The organism is Citrobacter sp. KTE30, assembly GCF_000398825.1.
Taxonomy (GTDB): Bacteria; Pseudomonadota; Gammaproteobacteria; order Enterobacterales; family Enterobacteriaceae; genus Citrobacter; species Citrobacter freundii.
In genome coordinates this window covers 2,686,816-2,704,884 of the sequence record NZ_KB976055.1, presented here as the reverse complement: position 1 = coordinate 2,704,884, position 18,069 = coordinate 2,686,816, and the positions used below count along the sequence as shown (strand labels likewise).

Sequence of the window (18,069 nt, the reverse complement as noted above, 5' to 3'; positions counted from 1 at the left end):
ATCAGAATGTCGGCAATACAGGGGATTGAAGGGGTCATCAGCCAGTTACAAGCCACGGCGATGTCAGCAAAAATGCAGGATATGCAGCCACAACCGACCGTGAGTTTTGCCGGTCAACTGCATGCGGCGTTAGACAGGATCAGCGATGTGCAAACCGCGTCCCGTACGCAGGCTGAGAAATTTACCCTCGGTGAACCGGGTATTGCGCTGAATGATGTGATGACCGATATGCAAAAAGCGTCGGTATCAATGCAGATGGGTATTCAGGTACGTAACAAACTGGTGTCGGCGTATCAGGAAGTGATGTCGATGCAGGTGTAGGTTTAACGTGCAGAGATTGTTTGCCGGATAAGCGCAGCGGCCATCCGGCAACCAGTTACTTCTGAATCAAATAGCGGATCGTTGGACCATCCTGCTGAATATCCAGCACCGTATAGCCGTGATTACGCGCATCCAGTGGAATATTGTTGATTGACTGCGGGCAATCGCTCACCACTTCCAGAATTTCACCTTTCTTCAATTGCGGCATCGCTTCCAGCGTGGCGACAGCCGGGTATGGACACGGTTCTCCGACCATATCGAGGCGATAATCAGGCACGATATTTTTCATACAGACTCCTTGGCAGGCGTTAGCCCTGCGCGACGGAAGAAGCGTTTTTCCCAGCCGATAATGAGCATCAGCGCGGCAAACAACAGCAGATAGGTTACCAGCAGACCGCCGAGTGGACCGAAGGTGTTGAGCAGATTCACTTTGTCCCAGTTGGTGGCAAGCGCGGGAGCAAAATCATCCCAGTAGTAGGCCAGAATGGTCGAGCCAATAACGTTGCCCAGACCAACCCACCAGTAATGCACCTGGCCTTCAACGGCGCGGTACATCCAGCCGGTTTCGCATCCGCCCGCTAAAACGATGCCAAAGCCGAACAGCAAGCCGCCGATCACCGCATTTGGACCCGCCCACATGATTTTAGGCTCGACGCCCAGTTGCACGTAGCTAAAGATACCGATGGCGCTGACCGCCATCCCGAAGATGATTGCTTTTGCCATATGGGTGCGACCGGAAATCCACAGGTCGCGGAAGGCGGAGGTGAAGCAGATTTGCGCCCGTTCAATCAGCAGACCGAACCCAACGCCAAATAGCATCGCCAGACCGAGCTTGGGTTTATCCATCGCGGTGAGCAGCGCCCAGCCGATCATGCCGATAAACACCAGCATGCCAAGGCGGAAACGGCGACGGGCCTGATCCGGCTTTTGCGTCAACGGCGAAGCGGCGGAGACTTTCTGCATTTTGACCGGAATACGAAACATCGGCAGCAGGGTAAAGCGTGCGCCAAACCATGAGCCGATTGCCGTTGCCAGCGCGAAAAACCAGGCATGTAGCGAGAACTGTGGAATGCCGGTGAAGAATGCGGCCAGGTTGCAGCCCATCGCGAGCCGGGCGCCGAATCCGGCGATCATCCCGCCAACAATCGCCTGCATAATGCGCACCCGACTGCGCGGCATGCGTAACTTGACGTTGTTAGCCCACAGCGCGGCAGCAAAACAGCCGCCGAACATACCGAGGATCATCATGCCGTCAATGCGGGTCAGGGGCGAGCCTTCGAGATGAATCAGCTTGTAGTATCCCCACTCTTCGGCGTGCACGCCAAACAGTTGCAGGATTTGCCCACCCCAACGGGTGAATTCACCGGTAACGGCCCAGAAGGTTCCCGTAATGCCGAAATAATAAGTGGAGAGAATACCCGCTGCGATGACCGCAGGGGCGGGGGCCCAAAATTTAATTAACCAGGCCTGTTTGAAGTGTTGCCATGACATGCGTTGCGCCTCTGAACTCAGAAGGTATGTAACAAGAAGTGTGGATACTACACCGTTCATAATTTTTGACTATGAGTAATAAGAGGTAATACCGTCTGGATCAATCTTTCTCAACGCTGCCGAAAGGCTGGCGACATCAGGCCTTTAATGCCACAATCCCATTTTCTTCGCATGCAGGATGAATGATGAAAAAATTAGCAATCGTTGGTGTATTTCTGGCGCTTACCGGATGCGCCGAAGTAGAAAATTATAACGACGTGGTGAAAACGCCAGCGCCAGCCGGTCTGGAAGGATACTGGCAGTCAAAAGGTCCGCAACGCAGTCTGGTAAGCCCGGAAGCGATTGCCAGCCTGGTGATAACGAAAGAGGGCGATACGCTGGATTGTCGCCAGTGGCAGCGGGTGATCGCGCTGCCGGGGAAACTGACGATGCTCTCTGGCGATCTCACCAACGTGACGGTGAAACGCGAACTGTATGAGATCGAACGCGAAGGCAATACGCTGGAATATGACGGTATGACGCTGCAACGGGTGGATCGCCCGACGCAGGAATGTGCTGACGCGTTAAAGAAAACGCCGCTGGCCACACCGCTGCCATAAACCGTACGCCCCGGTAGCCTCTGGCCACCGGGGTTGAACTTTACAACACGTCCTCAATCACCCACACGCTGACGCTCCCGCCGTTACAGAAAAACGTTGCTTCACCGTTTTCATCGGTGACCACGCTTTCCTCGCGATTTCCCAGATAGTCACGCCAGGTTTTATTGCCGTAATTCGCGCCGAGATTGATGGTCTTTTCCCCGTCATCGCCGTTTGACAGTACCACCACACAGCCGGGATCGTCGTCCGTTCCGCTGCGGCTAAAAGCGATACAGTTAGGATGATCGAAAAAGAGCGTCTGTACCCCGTGTGCGAAGCGCTGGCGCGCGAGGATCAGTTCATCAAGCTGTTCAATGATCGGCATGTCGATAGGATAGGTTTCGCCATCGCCGCCGGTGTCTTCGTAATGCGCTCCGTAGAGGTCAGGGTAAAACACCGACGGTACGCCATTTTCACGCAGCAAGATCAGCGCATAGGCCAGCGGCTTAAACCACGGCTCGACGGGGGCTTCGAGTGCCTGTAAAGGTTGGGTGTCGTGATTGGCCACCAGCGTGACGGCATGAAACGGATCTGCTTCTACCAGGGTATCGGTGAAAATCTGGCTCATGTCATAATCGCGGCCCTGACGGGACGCTTCGTGAAACTTCATCTGTAGGGGGGCGTCGAACAGCATGGTTTTCCCCTCTACCTGGTTGATGTAGGTTTGTAGCTTATCGACTTCGTGGGACCAGTATTCCGCGACGATAAACAGCGGTTTTGGCGCGACTTCCTGCACGTGCTCAATCCACTCTTTATAAAACCAGGCCGGAATGTGCTTGACGGCATCCAGGCGAAAGCCGTCGCAATGGGTTTGATCCATCACCCAGCGCGCCCAGTATTTGATTTCCTCGGTGACGGCGTGATTACGAAAGTCGATGTTCTCGCCCATCAGGTAATCAAAATTACCCAATTCATCATCAACCTGGTCGTTCCAGCCTTCGCCGGTGTAATCGTTAACGATTTTAAAAATCCCGTCTTCGGTGGGATTCTCGATATGGTCAATGCCGCTGAAGCATTTGAAGTCCCATATGAATTGCGAGTACTGGCCTGCGCGGGCAGGGAAGGTGTAGCGCGTCCAGCCTTCGCATTCGATAATCTCATCGTCTATTTGCGTGCGATCCTCGGCGTTAACCTGTTGGACGCGGATCTTTTCTTTCTCATCTGCGCCCATTTTGTGGTTAACCACCACGTCCAGCAGTACGGCAATATCATTGTGCTTAAGCGCGTCTATCGCCGCCAGCAGCTGGTTTTTATCGCCGTATTTGGTGGCGACGGTTCCCTTTTGGTCGAATTCGCCCAGATCAAACAGATCGTAGGAGTCGTAGCCAACGGAATAGCCGCCGGACGCGCCTTTATAGGCGGGGGGCAACCATACCATGTTGATGCCGATATCATTGAGTCCACCTGCGCGTTCGGCAAGTTCGGGCCAGAGTTGGCCGCCATCAGGGTAATACCAGTGGAAGTACTGCAATAATGTGGGATTTTTCATCTTCCGTGCTCCAGAAGTCGTTTGGCCGACCTCTGGAGTATGGAAGATAATTCAGACGAGACGGGAAATTATTGTGGCGTAGTGGGGGCGTCGGGTACCAGCAGCATGCCGGAAAGACGTCCATAGGCGTTATTCAGCGTCTTTTGGCGTGTCGACTGGCCGATGAGGTTGCTGAGTTCATCCAGGCGCTGCTGCAACAACGTTTTGAGTAATTGTTCATTATCCAGCGTCTGTTTAATATACCCGGCCACTAAATCCTGAATACTTCGCGTAATTCCCGGTGGAGTTTGCTCTTCCATGACCACTTCAATACTTTGCAGATAGGTAACTTCCTGTTCCAGTAAAAGGTCCCATTCACCGCGCTGCGCCAGTTCCAGCAGTGAGTGACTGAGCAACGCGATGCGCTGCCAACGGTTGATAAACTCCACGGCTGAGGTCATTAACGAGACTCCTGGGAAGATGCTTTCGGTGAGATCTGTTTCCAGGCATCTGCAATGTTGCCGAGTAATTCTTCGACTTCTTCAATGGCCTGACAATCATTACGCAAGTTGGCTTGCAGTAAACGGCGGATCATATAGTCATACAGCGAGGACAGGTTAGTGGCGATTTCACCGCCATTCTCCTGATCCAGGCCTGCTTTCAGACCATTGTCGATAATGTTAATGGCTTTGCTTAAGGCCTCGCCTTTGGCGACGATATCACCCTGCTGCATAAACAGGCGAGCGCGCACCAGGGCGCTGTTCGCGCCATCAAACAACATTTCGATCAGCTGGTGTGGACTGGCGCTCATCACGCCACTCTCTATGCCGACCTGTGCATAGGCTTTGGTACCGCTCGCGGTATACATACTTACCTCGTGTTATCAGGATTTATTCATCGCTGTAAATTGCTGGCCCAGATAGGTACTGGTGTTATTCAGTTTGCTCATCATGCTATCAAGCTGGGTAAACTGCGCCGTATAGCGCGCAACCATGTCATCAATGCTGGCGCTCACAGACAGGTACTGTTTGGTCAGCTTTTTCAACGTGGCATTAATGCTGTCCTGCGCGCTGTCAATAATACCGTCATCAGCCAGGTAGCTTTTAACTTCAACTGCAATCTTGGTAGTAATACCGGTTTCTTTACCATCGCCAGCCAGCAGTTCACGTACCGAAGCGGTGTTTTCGTCCAGCGCTTTTTTCAGTTTGGTATCATCGATGGTCATCTTGCCGGTTTTGCCATCTTGTTTAATGCCGATTTCATTCAGGGTCTTAAAGGCGCCTTCGCTACCAGAGTTAGCAAACTGCGCACGGATACCAGTCTGGATCATACGTACTACGCTATCACCCACCAAGGCACCGTTGTCTTTGTCCTGTCCTTCAGCACCTTGATCAACGGCTTTATATTTGGTCAGCGTATTAAAGGTATCGATCAGTGAGTTATAGGCATCCACCCAGCCTTTAATCGCTTCCGTGGCTTTGTCATTGCTTTTGGTCACGGTCACTCGGGCGTCGGTGACTTTTTTGGTCAGCTCAAGCGTAACACCTTGCGGGGCATCGGTGACTTTGTTGCTTTGACGTTCAATATCGATACCGTTCATCGTGAGCTTGGAGTTTTGGGCCTGAACCAACTCGGTCATTTTCCCAGCACCGGTCTTACTGTCGTAGGCCAGCAGATCGTTCAGCTTACTGTCGCCGTCAACGGAGATGGTCATCTTGCTGTCCAGACCTTCGGCTGCGGTGAGTACCAGTTTGAACTCACCGTCTTTCACCTTGACGATACTGGCGGAGATACCGCTGTCGGTATCGTTAATTGCCTTGCTGATATCATCCAGCGTGGTCTTATCTTGCGAGAGTTTAATCTCCAGCGGCTCTTTCCGACCCGTCTGTTCAATTTTAATAGTACGAGTACCAGAACCATCACCCAGGGCCTCTTTGCTGGAAGTAACCGATGAGGTGCTCAGAGACTGTGCCTGGGCCAGCTGCGTGACGCTGATGGTATAAATACCCGGTGCCGCGCCGGCTTCGGTGGTAACTTTCAGATCTTCGGTACTGCTGGTCACATTACTGCTTCTGAACAGTTCTGGTTTATTTAACGCAGTATTGGCCGTCTGGAATTTTTCCAGCGCACTCTTAAGCGTACCGTAGGCCGTCAGGCGGGCGGTATTGTCGGTTTGTTGCTGAGTGATTGGGTTTAAACGTTTTTTTTCCGCGATAGTCAGGTTGTTTAGCAACGTATCCAGTGGTAAGCCTGAGCCTACGCCCAATGATGTAAATGAAGCCATGCCCGATTCCTTGTGATTGCAAACAATTGTTAAGCGGGTTATCGGCAATCTGCGCGCAAAGTTTAATGATAGTTTTGTAATAATAATGCGCAGAATAGTGGGGCATATTGCGGGTAATTCTGGGGCTAAGAAAAAAGAGGGCGGAAAGTAAAAAATTTCTAAAGTTCGAATTTAAGGTGCCGATACATGGGTTACGGTGAGAAACCGTGGGCAACAGCCCAATAACATCAAGTTGTAATTGATAAGGAAAAGATCATGGCACAAGTCATCAATACGAACAGCCTGTCGCTGTTGACCCAGAACAACCTGAACAAATCTCAGTCTTCCCTGAGCTCCGCTATCGAGCGTCTGTCTTCCGGTCTGCGTATCAACAGCGCGAAAGATGATGCGGCTGGTCAGGCGATCGCTAACCGTTTCACTTCTAACATCAAAGGCCTGACTCAGGCTTCCCGTAACGCCAACGATGGTATCTCCATCGCGCAGACCACTGAAGGTGCGCTGAACGAAATCAACAACAATCTGCAGCGCGTTCGTGAATTGGCTGTTCAGTCTCAGAATGGAACAAACTCAGATTCTGATGTTCAATCTATTCAAGAGGAAATTCAACAACGTTTAGCTGAAATTGACCGGGTCTCAGGTCAAACTCAATTTAACGGTGTTAAGGTATTAACCTCAGACTCAAAACTTAGCATCCAAGTTGGCGCTAACGATGGAGAGAAGATTGATATCGATTTGAAGAAAATAGACACAGGAACTCTCGGTTTAGCAAACTTCTCTGTTGATTCAAAATTTGATGCAACAAGTGCTAAAGATGTTGCTGCTGGTGCTGATATCGTTCTGTCCTCCAAGACTGTTAAAGCAGAAATCCAGATTGATAGTGAAACTACTACTCCAAAAGCGGCAAACGGTTTGTATGCTCTGAAGGACGGTAGTGGATATGTAGTAAAAGATGAAGACGGTGTATATCATGCTGCTACTAAAAATGCTGATGGCAAGGTTACCTGGAATTCAACTACGGCCGCAACAACAGCAACTGATGTTGATGAAACGACTAAAATTACAGAGTTCAAGGAAGTAGATAAAAAGGTTGCCGCTGATATATCCGGACTTGCTACTAACCAAAAATTGCATTCTTACAAAAAAGATAATGGCGATCTTGGATATGTGGTTAAAAATGCTGATGGTTCTTTTAATCGCGCTAATGTCGATTCTAAAACGGGTGTTGTGTCTGTAGGAACTAAAATTTCCACAAGTCCTGATGTCTTAGCTACTATCGATAATGCTTTGAAGATTGTTGACTCCCAACGTAGCTCATTAGGTGCAATCCAGAACCGTTTCGATTCAGCTATTACCAACCTGGGTAACACCGTCAACAACCTGTCTTCTGCACGTAGCCGTATCGAAGATTCCGACTACGCGACCGAAGTGTCTAACATGTCTCGTGCTCAGATCCTGCAACAGGCGGGTACTTCTGTTCTGGCACAGGCTAACCAGACTGTAAGTAGCCCGCATAATCGTGCCATTCACATTTAGAGATCATCCGGCATAATCAATCTGCCAATGAAGGAGATCGCTATGCGTAAAGCCCGTTTTACTGAGCATCAGATTATCGCTGTGATTAAGTCGGTTGAAACCGGACGAACTGTTAAAGATGTCTGCCGGGAGGCCGGTATTTCTGAAGCCACCTACTACAACTGGAAGTCCAGATACGGCGGCATGGAGGCTTCTGATATTAAAAAGATCAAAGATCTTGAGGACGAGAACCGACGTCTCAAACAGATGTTTGCCGACCTGAGCCTTGAGAACCGGGCGCTGAAAGACGTTATCGAAAAAAAGCTTTAAAACCAGCCTTTAAGCGTGAGCTGGTCACTCATCTGGTAACGACATTCGGACTCAGTATCCGTCAGGCCTGCCGGAGTCTGAACCTGAGCAGAACGGTTTACCATTACCGCCCGGATCCCACGCGTGACGAACCCGTTATTGTCGCGTTACAGGCAGTGGCAGAGCGATACCCACGATACGGTTTTCCAAAACTTTTCCAGGTGTTGCGGCGGCAGGGACACCCGTGGAATCACAAAAGGATCCATCGTATTTATTGTCTGCTGAAGCTGAATTTTCGCCGAAAGGGCAAACAGCGGTTGCCGGTGCGTAATCCTTCGCCACTGGCCACGCCGGAAGCACTGAACCAGAGCTGGTCTGTCGATTTTATGCATGATGCCCTGGTCTGTGGCCGTCGTTTTCGCACGTTCAATGTCGTTGATGACTTTAACCGTGAGGCGTTGTCGATTGAAATCGATCTGAATCTGCCAGCTCTGCGCGTGGTCCGTGTACTCGACAGGATTGCGGCAAATCGCGGCTATCCGGTCATGCTACGTATGGATAACGGTCCGGAATTTATCTCACTGGCACTGGCTGAATGGGCAGAGAAACATGCAGTAAAACTGGAGTTTATCCAGCCGGGTAAGCCGACGCAGAACGCTTTTATTGAGCGCTTTAACCGAACATACCGTACAGAAATACTCGATTTTTATCTGTTCAGAACGCTGAATGAAGTGCGGGAAATCACGGAAAGATGGGTGTCAGAATATAACTGTGAACGCCCTCATGAATCACTGAACAATATGACGCCGGAGGAATATCGGCAACACAATCATTTGGCCGGGATCTCAAAAAATGCATGGAACTAAAACGGGTCTATTTACAAGACCACGCAGAACGTTCTGTCTCTGCTGCGTTAATTTACGCTTATCGCGCAAACCCCGCTCCGGCGGGGTTTTTTACATTCGGCTTTACCCGTAACCCCTAAATAACCCCCCATTTCACCCACTATTCACCCGATTAAAACCCCTGCAGAAACGGATAATCATGCCGATAACTCATTTAACGCAGGGCTGTTTATCGTGAATTCACTGTATACCGCTGAAGGTGTAATGGATAAACACTCGCTGTGGCAGCGTTATGTACCGTTGGTGCGTCACGAAGCATTGCGCCTTCAGGTGCGTTTGCCGGCGAGCGTAGAACTGGATGACCTGCTACAAGCGGGCGGCATCGGGTTATTGAATGCCGTTGACCGATATGACGCTTTGCAAGGAACGGCATTTACTACTTACGCAGTGCAGCGTATTCGTGGAGCAATGCTGGACGAACTACGTAGCCGGGATTGGGTGCCGCGTAGCGTTCGGCGCAATGCTCGCGAAGTGGCACAGGCGATGGGACAACTGGAGCAGGAATTAGGACGCAACGCGACGGAAACCGAAGTGGCGGCGCGTCTGGCTATTCCTGTACAAGAGTATCGTCAGATGTTGCTCGATACCAATAACAGCCAACTCTTCTCTTATGACGAGTGGCGGGAAGAGCATGGCGATAGTATTGAGCTGGTGACGGAAGAACATCAGCAGGAAAACCCGTTACAACAGCTTCTTGAGGGTAACCTCCGCCAGCGCGTGATGGACGCGATCGAGGCGTTGCCGGAGCGCGAAAAGCTGGTGTTAACGCTGTACTACCAGGAAGAGCTGAATCTGAAAGAGATTGGCGCAGTACTGGAAGTCGGGGAATCACGGGTCAGCCAGTTGCACAGTCAGGCCATCAAACGTCTACGCACCAAGCTGGGTAAGCTATAGGGGTACATTATTACCCCTGAACAATGCCGCATTACGAATTGACTACCAGGAGTTCTCATGACGGTGCAGCAATCAAAAAGACGGCCTCTAAGCCGCTACCTCAAAGATTTCAAACACAGCCAGACGCATTGCGCCCATTGCTTTAAGTTGCTCGACAGGATCACGCTGGTTCGTCGCGGGCAAATTGTGAATAAAATCGCTATCGCCCGCCTGGACACTTTGTTGGATGAAGCCGAGTGGGAGCAGGAGAAAAAAGAGTGGGTGGCACTGTGTCGTTTTTGCGGTGATTTGCATTGCAAAGAGCAGAGCGACTTTTTCGATATTATCGGTTTTAAACAGTTTTTATTTGAGCAGACCGAAATGAGTCACGGTACGGTACGTGAATACGTTGTCCGTCTGCGTCGCCTCGGGAATCACCTGACCGAACAAAATATCTCTCACGATCTGCTACAGGAAGGGTTCCTCGACGAAAACCTTGCCCCGTGGCTGCCGGAAACCAGCACCAACAATTACCGCATCGCCTTACGTAAGTATGAGCAGTTTAAAGCCCATACGCATATAGGGCATATGCAGAAATCCTCCTGGACAGCCAGTTCTGATATATATTAAAAACGAATAAGGTGTAACAGAGTCGTGTTTGTGGATCACAGCAAACGTTTTACACTGTAGTCATAAATGATAGTCACTAATGACAATATTCGGGGTAACTATGAAATTAGCACTTCTGGGACGTCAGGCTCTGATGGGTGTAATGGCTGTTGCACTTGTCGCCGGAATGAGCGTAAAGACTTATGCAGATGAAGGTCTGTTAAATAAAGTTAAAGAGCGCGGCACGCTGCTGGTGGGCCTGGAAGGGACCTATCCCCCGTTTAGTTTTCAGGGCGATGACGGCAAGCTGACCGGTTTCGAAGTGGAATTCGCTGAGGAACTGGCCAAGCACCTTGGGGTGAAAGCTAACCTGAAGCCGACCAAGTGGGACGGTATGCTGGCCTCTCTTGATTCCAAGCGCATTGATGTGGTCATCAACCAGGTGACCATCTCTGACGAACGTAAGAAAAAATACGATTTCTCTACCCCGTATACGGTTTCTGGTATTCAGGCGCTGGTGAAAAAAGGCAATGAAGGCGTTATTAAGACCGCTGCCGATCTGAAAGGTAAAAAAGTCGGCGTTGGTCTGGGCACCAACTATGAAGAGTGGCTGCGCCAGAACGTGCAGGGCGTGGATATTCGTACCTATGATGATGACCCGACCAAATACCAGGATCTGCGTGTAGGCCGTATCGACGCCATTCTGGTTGACCGTCTGGCGGCGCTGGATCTGGTCAAGAAAACCAAGGATACGCTGGCTGTGACCGGTGAAGCGTTCTCCCGTCAGGAGTCCGGCGTGGCGCTGCGCAAAGGCAATGAAGATCTGCTGAAAGCGGTTGATGCGGCCATTGCTGAAATGCAGAAAGACGGTACGCTGAAAGCCCTGTCTGAAAAATGGTTTGGAGCGGATGTGACGAAATAATCGTCATCCGCTGAAAAAAAGGCGCCTTTAACAGCGCCTTTTTTTATTTCATTGCGCCTGAACGTGCATAATAAAAAGAACATCACAACAACGAATACCGGAGGCTGTATGCCGCTGCATAACTTAACGCGCTTTCCACGTCTGGAATTTATTGGCGCGCCAACGCCGCTCGAATATCTTCCACGTTTCTCCGACTACCTTGGGCGCGATATTTTCATCAAACGCGATGACGTCACGCCGATGGCCATGGGCGGCAATAAGCTGCGTAAGCTGGAGTTCCTGGCCGCAGACGCACTGCGTGAAGGCGCTGATACGCTGATAACCGCGGGTGCCATCCAGTCTAACCATGTTCGCCAGACGGCGGCGGTAGCGGCTAAGCTTGGCCTGCACTGCGTGGCGCTGTTGGAAAATCCGATTGGCACCACGGCGGAAAACTATCTCACCAATGGCAACCGTCTGCTGTTGGATCTGTTTAATACGCAGATCGAAATGTGTGACGCGCTAACCGATCCGAATGCGCAGTTGCAGGAGCTGGCGACGCGCATTGAAGCGCAAGGGTTCCGCCCGTATGTGATCCCTGTTGGGGGCTCTAATGCTCTGGGGGCGATGGGTTATGTGGAAAGCGCGCTGGAAATTGCCCAGCAGTGTGAAGGGGCCGTTTCGCTCTCTTCCGTGGTGGTCGCGTCGGGCAGTGCGGGAACGCATGCCGGGCTGGCGGTGGGGCTGGAGCAACTGATGCCAGACGTCGAGCTTATCGGCGTGACCGTTTCGCGCAGCGTCGCCGATCAAAAACCAAAAGTTGTCACGTTGCAGCAGGATATTGCCCGTGAACTGGAGCTGACGGCCTCAGCGGATATCCTGTTATGGGATGATTATTATGCGCCGGGCTACGGTACGCCAAACGAAGAGGGCATGGAGGCGGTAAAACTGCTGGCGCGCCTCGAAGGCATTTTGTTGGATCCGGTGTATACCGGTAAGGCGATGGCGGGTTTGATTGACGGCATCAGCCAGAAGCGCTTCAAAGATGAAGGGCCAATCCTCTTTATCCATACCGGTGGGGCGCCTGCACTGTTTGCCTACCATCCTCACGTGTAACAACCAGGTCGAAAAACGCTAATGCATGAAAGTATCCAACTGGTAATTGATTCCCTGCCGTATCTGCTCAAAGGCGCGGTTTTTACGCTGCAACTGAGTATCGGCGGGATGTTTTTTGGCCTCGTGCTGGGGTTTATCCTGGCGTTGATGCGTCTGTCGCCGCTGCTGCCTGTGCGCTGGCTGGCGCGTTTTTATATCTCTATCTTTCGCGGAACGCCGTTGATTGCCCAGCTGTTTATGATTTATTACGGTCTGCCGCAGTTTGGAATTGAGCTTGATCCCATCCCGGCGGCGATGATTGGCTTGTCGCTTAATACAGCCGCCTACGCTGCGGAAACCCTGCGTGCGGCAATCTCTTCCATCGACAAAGGACAGTGGGAGGCGGGTGCCAGTATTGGTATGACGCGCTGGCAGACCATGCGCCGGGCAATCCTGCCACAGGCTGCGCGCGTTGCGTTGCCGCCGCTGAGCAACAGCTTTATCAGTCTGGTGAAAGATACCTCTTTGGCCGCCACTATTCAGGTACCGGAACTGTTCCGTCAGGCGCAGCTGATTACCTCGCGTACGTTAGAAGTCTTTACGATGTATCTGGCGGCCTCGTTGATTTACTGGGTGATGGCGACGGTGCTTTCTGCGCTGCAAAACTATTTTGAAGAACAACTGAACCGCCAGGAGAGAGAGCCGAAATGAGTGCTATCGAAGTCAGAAACCTGGTCAAAAAATTTCATGGGCAAACGGTGCTGCATGGGATCGATCTTGACGTCAAACCTGGTGAAGTAGTAGCGATTATCGGGCCGAGCGGATCGGGCAAAACCACGCTGCTGCGTAGCATTAATTTGCTGGAGCTACCGGAGGCGGGCACCATTAAAGTAGGTGAGATTACCATTGATACCGCGCGTTCGTTGACCCAGCAGAAAGGGCTGATTCGTCAGTTACGCCAGCACGTCGGTTTTGTGTTCCAGAACTTTAATTTGTTTCCCCATCGGACAGTGCTGGAAAACATTATTGAAGGGCCGGTGATAGTCAAAGGTGAACCAAAAGCTGAAGCGACAGCTCGTGCGCGTGAATTGCTGGCGAAAGTCGGGATGGCAGGTAAAGAAACCAGCTATCCACGGCGTTTATCGGGTGGACAGCAGCAGCGCGTAGCGATTGCCCGAGCGCTGGCGATGCGACCTGAGGTTATTCTTTTTGATGAACCGACCTCCGCGCTTGATCCTGAATTGGTTGGCGAGGTACTTAATACCATCCGCCAACTGGCGCAGGAAAAACGCACCATGGTAATTGTGACGCATGAAATGAGCTTTGCTCGCGATGTCGCCGATAGAGCGATATTTATGGATCAAGGACGGATAGTCGAGCAGGGACCAGCAAAGTCCTTATTCACGCACCCGCAGCAGCCACGTACCCGTCAGTTTCTTGAAAAGTTTTTGATGCAATAAATAGTGTATATGGCACTCGCCGGGATTGTTTCTGGCGAGTGCTCTTCGCATAACTATTTATAATTATTGCTTTATTATTAACATTTGATTCTGTTACTTACTTCCGCTGTTGAGTAATACTCAAGTAATTGTTCATTTGTCCGATAATTTGCATATATAAAATACATTTATGTGTTAGCTTGTTTCATATGTTTGGATGATTATCAATCTCAGGGGCATTACCACTTAGTATGCAGGATCTTGATTTCTTCACCTGGCGACGGAGCATGCTGTTACGCTTTCAGGAAATGGCGACGGCAGAGGATGTCTATACGGAATTGCAACAACAGACGCAGCACTTAGAGTTTGATTTTTACGCGCTCTGTGTTCGTCATCCGGTACCTTTTACCCGACCTAAAACGTCACTTCATACGACCTATCCCAAAGCATGGGTGGCGCATTATCAGTCCGAAAATTATTTTGCCATTGATCCGGTGCTGAAACCTGAAAACTTCAGTCAGGGGCATTTACCCTGGAACGATACTCTGTTTCGCGATGCGCAACCTTTGTGGGACGCCGCGCGCAATCACGGTTTACGCAAAGGGATGACGCAATGCTTAATGTTGCCTAACCGGGCGTTGGGTTTTTTATCTGTATCGCGTGCAAGTATCCGTAACAGTCGCCTTGCGAGCGATGAAGTGGAGCTCAGGATGCAGCTTTTGGTACGGGAAAGTCTGTCTGTACTGACGCGACTGGAAGATGACATGGTTATGGCGCCAGAGATGCGTTTTAGCAAGCGGGAAAAGGAAATATTGAAATGGACGGCAGAAGGGAAGACCTCTTCAGAGATAGCCATCATTCTGTCGATTTCTGAAAATACCGTGAACTTCCACCAGAAGAATATGCAAAAGAAATTCAACGCGCCAAACAAAACGCAGATAGCCTGTTATGCCGCGGCAACCGGGCTTATCTGAGTAAATTATCGTTCTGAGTGTCAGACGCAAAACCGGCTGAGAGCATTGCTATCAGCCGGTTTCTTATTACTGGCGGTAAGCTTGTTTAATTTGCTTAACCGTGTTGGAAAATACCGCAGCCTGTGATTGATCTTCAATCAGCGCGAGCTGTTTTTCCATTTTAAGAATCACGCGGCCTGCATCGGCTTGACCCATTGCCTGCAGCATCAGCGTTAACATGGCTTTCAGGCAGGTGACTTCATTGGCCAGTTCCTGGTTATTCTCAGCAGTGGAAAAGTCAGGCGTACTCATTTATTTTCCTCGTTATGTTTCAATGAAAAAGTGCGATGTCAAATCTTAAGGCGGCGGAGTATACCATAAGCGAGGCTAAAAATATCTGTGGTTGTTTTTTGCGCGGACCAATGTTGTGGACATTAAAATAAACAACATGTTGCAGTGCATATATTTTCTCCACATGTTGTTTATTTCGAGTATTTTCCTCGTTAATTATTGTTACAACTTTGACTGCCTGGTTTGCATTCAGCGAAGGAATATGATCTTTTTGTCACCATTATGAAACAGCTATGCAGATATAACCTTGGCAGAAGGCTGTCAGGACTGAAAGTTTCCACTCGTCGTACAATCTAATTTCCAAAAACGAGAGCAAAATCGAAAGTCGGGCGTTTTTTACATTTCAAAGTTGAGATAAAACCCGTTAACATAGGACCGATTAACTATCGGTAGCGTTATCCCTATTCTGGAGATATTCCTTTGATCAACGTTTTTCTTGTTGATGACCACGAACTGGTGCGCGCAGGGATACGACGCATTCTGGAAGATATAAAAGGCATAAAAGTTGTCGGCGAAGCGTGCTGCGGTGAAGATGCGGTAAAATGGTGCCGCTCAAATTCCGTTGACGTTGTGCTGATGGATATGAATATGCCCGGTATTGGCGGTCTGGAAGCAACCCGCAAAATTGCGCGTTCCACGGCAGACATTAAAGTGATCATGCTGACGGTACACACCGAAAACCCATTACCTGCAAAAGTTATGCAGGCAGGGGCCGCAGGGTATCTCAGCAAAGGCGCCGCCCCCCAGGAAGTAGTGAGTGCGATTCGTTCGGTTTTTTCCGGGCAACGGTATATTGCCTCCGATATCGCTCAGCAAATGGCGCTCAGCCAGATTGAGCCTGAGAAAACGGAAACCCCGTTTGCCAGTTTGTCTGAACGCGAGTTGCAGATTATGCTGATGATCACCAAAGGTCAGAAGGTTAATGAGATCTCAGAGCAACTGAATCTTAGTCCTAAAACGGTGAACAGCTATCGCTATCGAATGTTCAGTAAATTAAACATTCATGGCGATGTAGAGCTGACTCACCTGGCAATTCGCCATGGCCTGTGTAATGCGGAGACATTAGCAAGCCAGTGACAGATCAGTTTGATGCCAAAGCGTTCCTGAAAACCGTGACCAGTCAGCCCGGCGTCTATCGTATGTATGATACCGCCGGAACGGTTATCTATGTCGGGAAAGCGAAAGACCTGAAAAAAAGGCTTTCCAGCTACTTCCGTAGTAATCTTGCGTCACGCAAGACCGAAGCGCTGGTCGCGCAAATCCAGCAGATTGATGTCACGGTAACGCACACTGAAACCGAAGCGTTATTGCTTGAGCACAACTACATCAAGCTATATCAGCCGCGTTATAACGTATTGCTGCGTGATGATAAATCCTACCCCTTTATATTCCTTAGCGGCGATACCCACCCGCGTCTGGCGATGCATCGTGGGGCAAAGCATGCCAAAGGCGAGTACTTTGGACCGTTCCCTAACGGTTATGCGGTGCGTGAAACGCTGGCGCTGTTGCAGAAAATATTCCCTATCCGCCAGTGCGAAAACAGCGTTTATCGCAACCGTTCTCGACCTTGTCTGCAATATCAGATTGGCCGCTGTCTCGGCCCGTGTGTCGCGGGTCTGGTGAGCGAGGAAGAGTATGCTCAGCAAGTCGAGTATGTTCGTCTGTTCCTGTCCGGAAAAGACGATCAGGTATTAACACAGCTGATCACCCGCATGGAAAAGGCCAGCCAAAATCTCGAATTTGAAGAGGCTGCGCGAATTCGTGACCAAATCCAGGCCGTACGCCGCGTGACCGAAAAACAGTTTGTCTCTAACACCGGAGACGATCTGGACGTCATTGGCGTGGCGTTTGACGCCGGCATGGCCTGTGTGCACGTTCTGTTTATTCGCCAGGGTAAAGTGCTGGGCAGCCGCAGCTATTTCCCTAAAGTACCCGGTGGTACGGAACTCGGCGAGGTCGTCGAAACCTTTGTCGGGCAGTTTTATCTGCAGGGGAGCCAGATGCGTACCTTACCCGGGGAGATCCTGCTCGATTTCAATCTTAGCGATAAAACCCTGCTGGCAGACTCTCTGTCTGAACTGGCCGGACGGAAGATTAACGTGCAGACGAAACCGCGAGGGGATCGCGCGCGTTATCTGAAGCTGGCGCGGACCAACGCGGCAGTGGCGCTCACCACGAAACTTTCTCAGCAGTCGACGATTACGCAACGTCTAACGGCGCTGGCCTCCGTATTGAAGTTACCTGCGGTGAAGCGTATGGAGTGCTTCGACATTAGCCATACGATGGGGGAACAGACGGTAGCCTCCTGCGTGGTTTTTGATGCCAATGGCCCGCTGCGTGCAGAATATCGGCGTTACAATATTACCGGCATTACGCCGGGTGATGATTATGCGGCGATGAATCAGGTCTTACGTCGGCGTTATGGTAAGGCGATTGAAGAAAGTAAGATCCCGGACGTCATATTGATCGACGGCGGTAAAGGTCAGTTAGGGCAGGCGAAAGCCGTTTTTGCTGAACTGGACGTTCCCTGGGACAAACAGCACCCACTTTTGCTGGGGGTGGCAAAAGGGGCCGATCGTAAAGCCGGTCTGGAAACACTGTTCTTTGAGCCGGAAGGTGAGGGCTTTAGTCTGCCGCCGGATTCGCCTGCATTGCACGTTATCCAGCATATCCGCGATGAATCTCACGATCATGCGATTAGCGGGCATCGTAAAAAGCGGGCGAAAGTGAAAAGTACCAGCACGCTTGAGACCATCGAAGGTGTCGGGCCAAAGCGTCGCCAGATGTTGTTGAAATATATGGGAGGTTTGCAAGGTCTTCGTAATGCAAGTATCGAAGAAATTGCAAAAGTGCCGGGTATTTCGCAAGCTCTGGCAGAAAAGATCTTCTACTCGTTGAAACATTAGGCCCTCTGTAGCAA

General features: G+C 50.6%; 20 protein-coding genes. 13 read left to right on the top strand and 7 right to left on the bottom strand.

Going from position 1 to position 18,069, the window contains the following annotated elements; translation table 11 throughout:
- Positions 1-6 precede the first annotated feature (6 nt).
- Positions 7-321, top strand: coding sequence for a flagellar hook-basal body complex protein FliE (gene fliE, locus WC1_RS10070; RefSeq protein WP_003030448.1), 315 nt, complete (start codon positions 7-9; stop codon positions 319-321).
- Between the two features lie 55 nt (positions 322-376).
- Here fliE and yedF read toward each other — a convergent pair whose 3' ends face one another.
- Complete coding sequence (gene yedF, locus WC1_RS10075; RefSeq protein ID WP_000790504.1) at positions 377-610, bottom strand: sulfurtransferase-like selenium metabolism protein YedF; 234 nt, start codon at positions 608-610, stop codon at positions 377-379.
- A complete protein-coding gene (yedE, locus tag WC1_RS10080; RefSeq protein WP_085951577.1) occupies positions 607-1,872 on the bottom strand; it encodes a selenium metabolism membrane protein YedE/FdhT in 1,266 nt (421 codons plus the stop codon). Before yedE ends, yedF begins: the two co-directional genes overlap by 4 nt.
- Positions 1,873-1,997: 125 nt before the next feature.
- Here yedE and yedD point away from each other — a divergent pair, with 125 nt between their 5' ends.
- Positions 1,998-2,411: a lipoprotein YedD gene (gene yedD / locus WC1_RS10085; RefSeq protein WP_003030454.1), complete on the top strand. Its 414-nt coding sequence runs from the start codon at positions 1,998-2,000 to the stop codon at positions 2,409-2,411.
- 40 nt (positions 2,412-2,451) lie between these two features.
- Here the strand turns inward: yedD and amyA are convergent, their stop codons facing one another.
- The 4 genes from amyA to fliD form a co-directional block, all read right to left on the bottom strand.
- Entirely contained in the window at positions 2,452-3,939 is a 1,488-nt protein-coding gene (gene amyA, locus WC1_RS10090) for an alpha-amylase (RefSeq protein ID WP_016150552.1), read from the bottom strand.
- A 68-nt stretch (positions 3,940-4,007) separates the two neighbouring features.
- On the bottom strand, positions 4,008-4,379 hold the full coding sequence (gene fliT, locus WC1_RS10095) for a flagella biosynthesis regulatory protein FliT (protein ID WP_016150551.1): 372 nt from the start codon (positions 4,377-4,379) through the stop codon (positions 4,008-4,010).
- Positions 4,379-4,786, bottom strand: coding sequence for a flagellar export chaperone FliS (gene fliS / locus WC1_RS10100; RefSeq protein WP_016150550.1), 408 nt, complete (start codon positions 4,784-4,786; stop codon positions 4,379-4,381). The genes fliT and fliS overlap by 1 nt, the downstream gene beginning before the upstream one ends.
- Positions 4,787-4,801: 15 nt before the next feature.
- Entirely contained in the window at positions 4,802-6,202 is a 1,401-nt protein-coding gene (gene fliD / locus WC1_RS10105) for a flagellar filament capping protein FliD (protein ID WP_016150549.1), read from the bottom strand.
- Positions 6,203-6,457: 255 nt separating this feature from the next.
- On the opposite strand from fliD, the gene WC1_RS10110 reads away from it, so the two are divergent.
- The 9 genes from WC1_RS10110 (at position 6,458) to sdiA (ending at position 14,819) form a co-directional block, all read left to right on the top strand.
- The gene (locus WC1_RS10110; protein ID WP_016150548.1) at positions 6,458-7,735 is read left to right on the top strand and encodes a FliC/FljB family flagellin; all 1,278 of its coding nucleotides are present in this window, start codon (positions 6,458-6,460) and stop codon (positions 7,733-7,735) included.
- 42 nt (positions 7,736-7,777) lie between these two features.
- Positions 7,778-8,889 (top strand): IS3 family transposase gene (locus WC1_RS24480; protein WP_085951609.1). Its coding sequence is split into 2 segments (ribosomal slippage): positions 7,778-8,039 and positions 8,039-8,889, totalling 1,113 coding nucleotides; the frame shifts between segments, so codons are not numbered across the junction.
- Between the two features lie 213 nt (positions 8,890-9,102).
- Positions 9,103-9,822 carry an RNA polymerase sigma factor FliA gene (locus tag WC1_RS10125; protein ID WP_003030465.1) on the top strand — a complete coding sequence of 240 codons (720 nt, stop codon included), beginning with the start codon at positions 9,103-9,105 and terminating at the stop codon, positions 9,820-9,822.
- A gap of 57 nt (positions 9,823-9,879) precedes the next feature.
- Positions 9,880-10,431, top strand: a complete 552-nt coding sequence (fliZ, locus tag WC1_RS10130; protein ID WP_016150547.1) for a flagella biosynthesis regulatory protein FliZ — start codon at positions 9,880-9,882, stop codon at positions 10,429-10,431.
- Between the two features lie 100 nt (positions 10,432-10,531).
- Positions 10,532-11,332, top strand: a complete 801-nt coding sequence (gene tcyJ, locus WC1_RS10135) for a cystine ABC transporter substrate-binding protein (protein WP_003030469.1) — start codon at positions 10,532-10,534, stop codon at positions 11,330-11,332.
- A 108-nt stretch (positions 11,333-11,440) separates the two neighbouring features.
- Entirely contained in the window at positions 11,441-12,427 is a 987-nt protein-coding gene (dcyD, locus tag WC1_RS10140) for a D-cysteine desulfhydrase (RefSeq protein WP_003030471.1), read from the top strand.
- Between the two features lie 21 nt (positions 12,428-12,448).
- Positions 12,449-13,117 (top strand): cystine ABC transporter permease, encoded by a 669-nt coding sequence (tcyL, locus tag WC1_RS10145; RefSeq protein ID WP_003030474.1) that lies wholly within the window; start codon positions 12,449-12,451, stop codon positions 13,115-13,117.
- Positions 13,114-13,866, top strand: a complete 753-nt coding sequence (gene tcyN, locus WC1_RS10150; RefSeq protein WP_016150546.1) for an L-cystine ABC transporter ATP-binding protein TcyN — start codon at positions 13,114-13,116, stop codon at positions 13,864-13,866. The genes tcyL and tcyN overlap by 4 nt, the downstream gene beginning before the upstream one ends.
- Before the next feature lie 230 nt (positions 13,867-14,096).
- Positions 14,097-14,819 (top strand): quorum-sensing transcriptional regulator SdiA, encoded by a 723-nt coding sequence (gene sdiA / locus WC1_RS10155; RefSeq protein ID WP_003030480.1) that lies wholly within the window; start codon positions 14,097-14,099, stop codon positions 14,817-14,819.
- Between the two features lie 66 nt (positions 14,820-14,885).
- Here the strand turns inward: sdiA and WC1_RS10160 are convergent, their stop codons facing one another.
- On the bottom strand, positions 14,886-15,110 hold the full coding sequence (locus tag WC1_RS10160) for a DUF2594 family protein (RefSeq protein ID WP_003030482.1): 225 nt from the start codon (positions 15,108-15,110) through the stop codon (positions 14,886-14,888).
- A gap of 459 nt (positions 15,111-15,569) precedes the next feature.
- Here WC1_RS10160 and uvrY point away from each other — a divergent pair, with 459 nt between their 5' ends.
- Both uvrY and uvrC read left to right on the top strand, forming a co-directional pair.
- Positions 15,570-16,226 carry a UvrY/SirA/GacA family response regulator transcription factor gene (uvrY, locus tag WC1_RS10165; RefSeq protein ID WP_003030486.1) on the top strand — a complete coding sequence of 219 codons (657 nt, stop codon included), beginning with the start codon at positions 15,570-15,572 and terminating at the stop codon, positions 16,224-16,226.
- The gene (gene uvrC / locus WC1_RS10170; protein ID WP_003030488.1) at positions 16,223-18,055 is read left to right on the top strand and encodes an excinuclease ABC subunit UvrC; all 1,833 of its coding nucleotides are present in this window, start codon (positions 16,223-16,225) and stop codon (positions 18,053-18,055) included. Before uvrY ends, uvrC begins: the two co-directional genes overlap by 4 nt.
- Positions 18,056-18,069: the final 14 nt, after the last annotated feature.

What these genes read in the sequence shown, in the direction of transcription:
- fliS (WP_016150550.1), bottom strand. Translation starts at nt 4,786, where the DNA reads ATGTATACCGCGAGCGGTACCAAAGCCTATGCACAGGTCGGCATAGAG.
- sdiA (WP_003030480.1), top strand. Translation starts at nt 14,097, where the DNA reads ATGCAGGATCTTGATTTCTTCACCTGGCGACGGAGCATGCTGTTACGC.
- tcyN (WP_016150546.1), top strand. Translation starts at nt 13,114, where the DNA reads ATGAGTGCTATCGAAGTCAGAAACCTGGTCAAAAAATTTCATGGGCAA.
- yedF (WP_000790504.1), bottom strand. Translation starts at nt 610, where the DNA reads ATGAAAAATATCGTGCCTGATTATCGCCTCGATATGGTCGGAGAACCG.
- WC1_RS10160 (WP_003030482.1), bottom strand. Translation starts at nt 15,110, where the DNA reads ATGAGTACGCCTGACTTTTCCACTGCTGAGAATAACCAGGAACTGGCC.
- fliD (WP_016150549.1), bottom strand. Translation starts at nt 6,202, where the DNA reads ATGGCTTCATTTACATCATTGGGCGTAGGCTCAGGCTTACCACTGGAT.
- fliE (WP_003030448.1), top strand. Translation starts at nt 7, where the DNA reads ATGTCGGCAATACAGGGGATTGAAGGGGTCATCAGCCAGTTACAAGCC.
- tcyJ (WP_003030469.1), top strand. Translation starts at nt 10,532, where the DNA reads ATGAAATTAGCACTTCTGGGACGTCAGGCTCTGATGGGTGTAATGGCT.
- yedD (WP_003030454.1), top strand. Translation starts at nt 1,998, where the DNA reads ATGAAAAAATTAGCAATCGTTGGTGTATTTCTGGCGCTTACCGGATGC.
- fliT (WP_016150551.1), bottom strand. Translation starts at nt 4,379, where the DNA reads ATGACCTCAGCCGTGGAGTTTATCAACCGTTGGCAGCGCATCGCGTTG.
- yedE (WP_085951577.1), bottom strand. Translation starts at nt 1,872, where the DNA reads ATGAACGGTGTAGTATCCACACTTCTTGTTACATACCTTCTGAGTTCA.
- tcyL (WP_003030474.1), top strand. Translation starts at nt 12,449, where the DNA reads ATGCATGAAAGTATCCAACTGGTAATTGATTCCCTGCCGTATCTGCTC.
- dcyD (WP_003030471.1), top strand. Translation starts at nt 11,441, where the DNA reads ATGCCGCTGCATAACTTAACGCGCTTTCCACGTCTGGAATTTATTGGC.
- amyA (WP_016150552.1), bottom strand. Translation starts at nt 3,939, where the DNA reads ATGAAAAATCCCACATTATTGCAGTACTTCCACTGGTATTACCCTGAT.
- WC1_RS10110 (WP_016150548.1), top strand. Translation starts at nt 6,458, where the DNA reads ATGGCACAAGTCATCAATACGAACAGCCTGTCGCTGTTGACCCAGAAC.
- fliZ (WP_016150547.1), top strand. Translation starts at nt 9,880, where the DNA reads ATGACGGTGCAGCAATCAAAAAGACGGCCTCTAAGCCGCTACCTCAAA.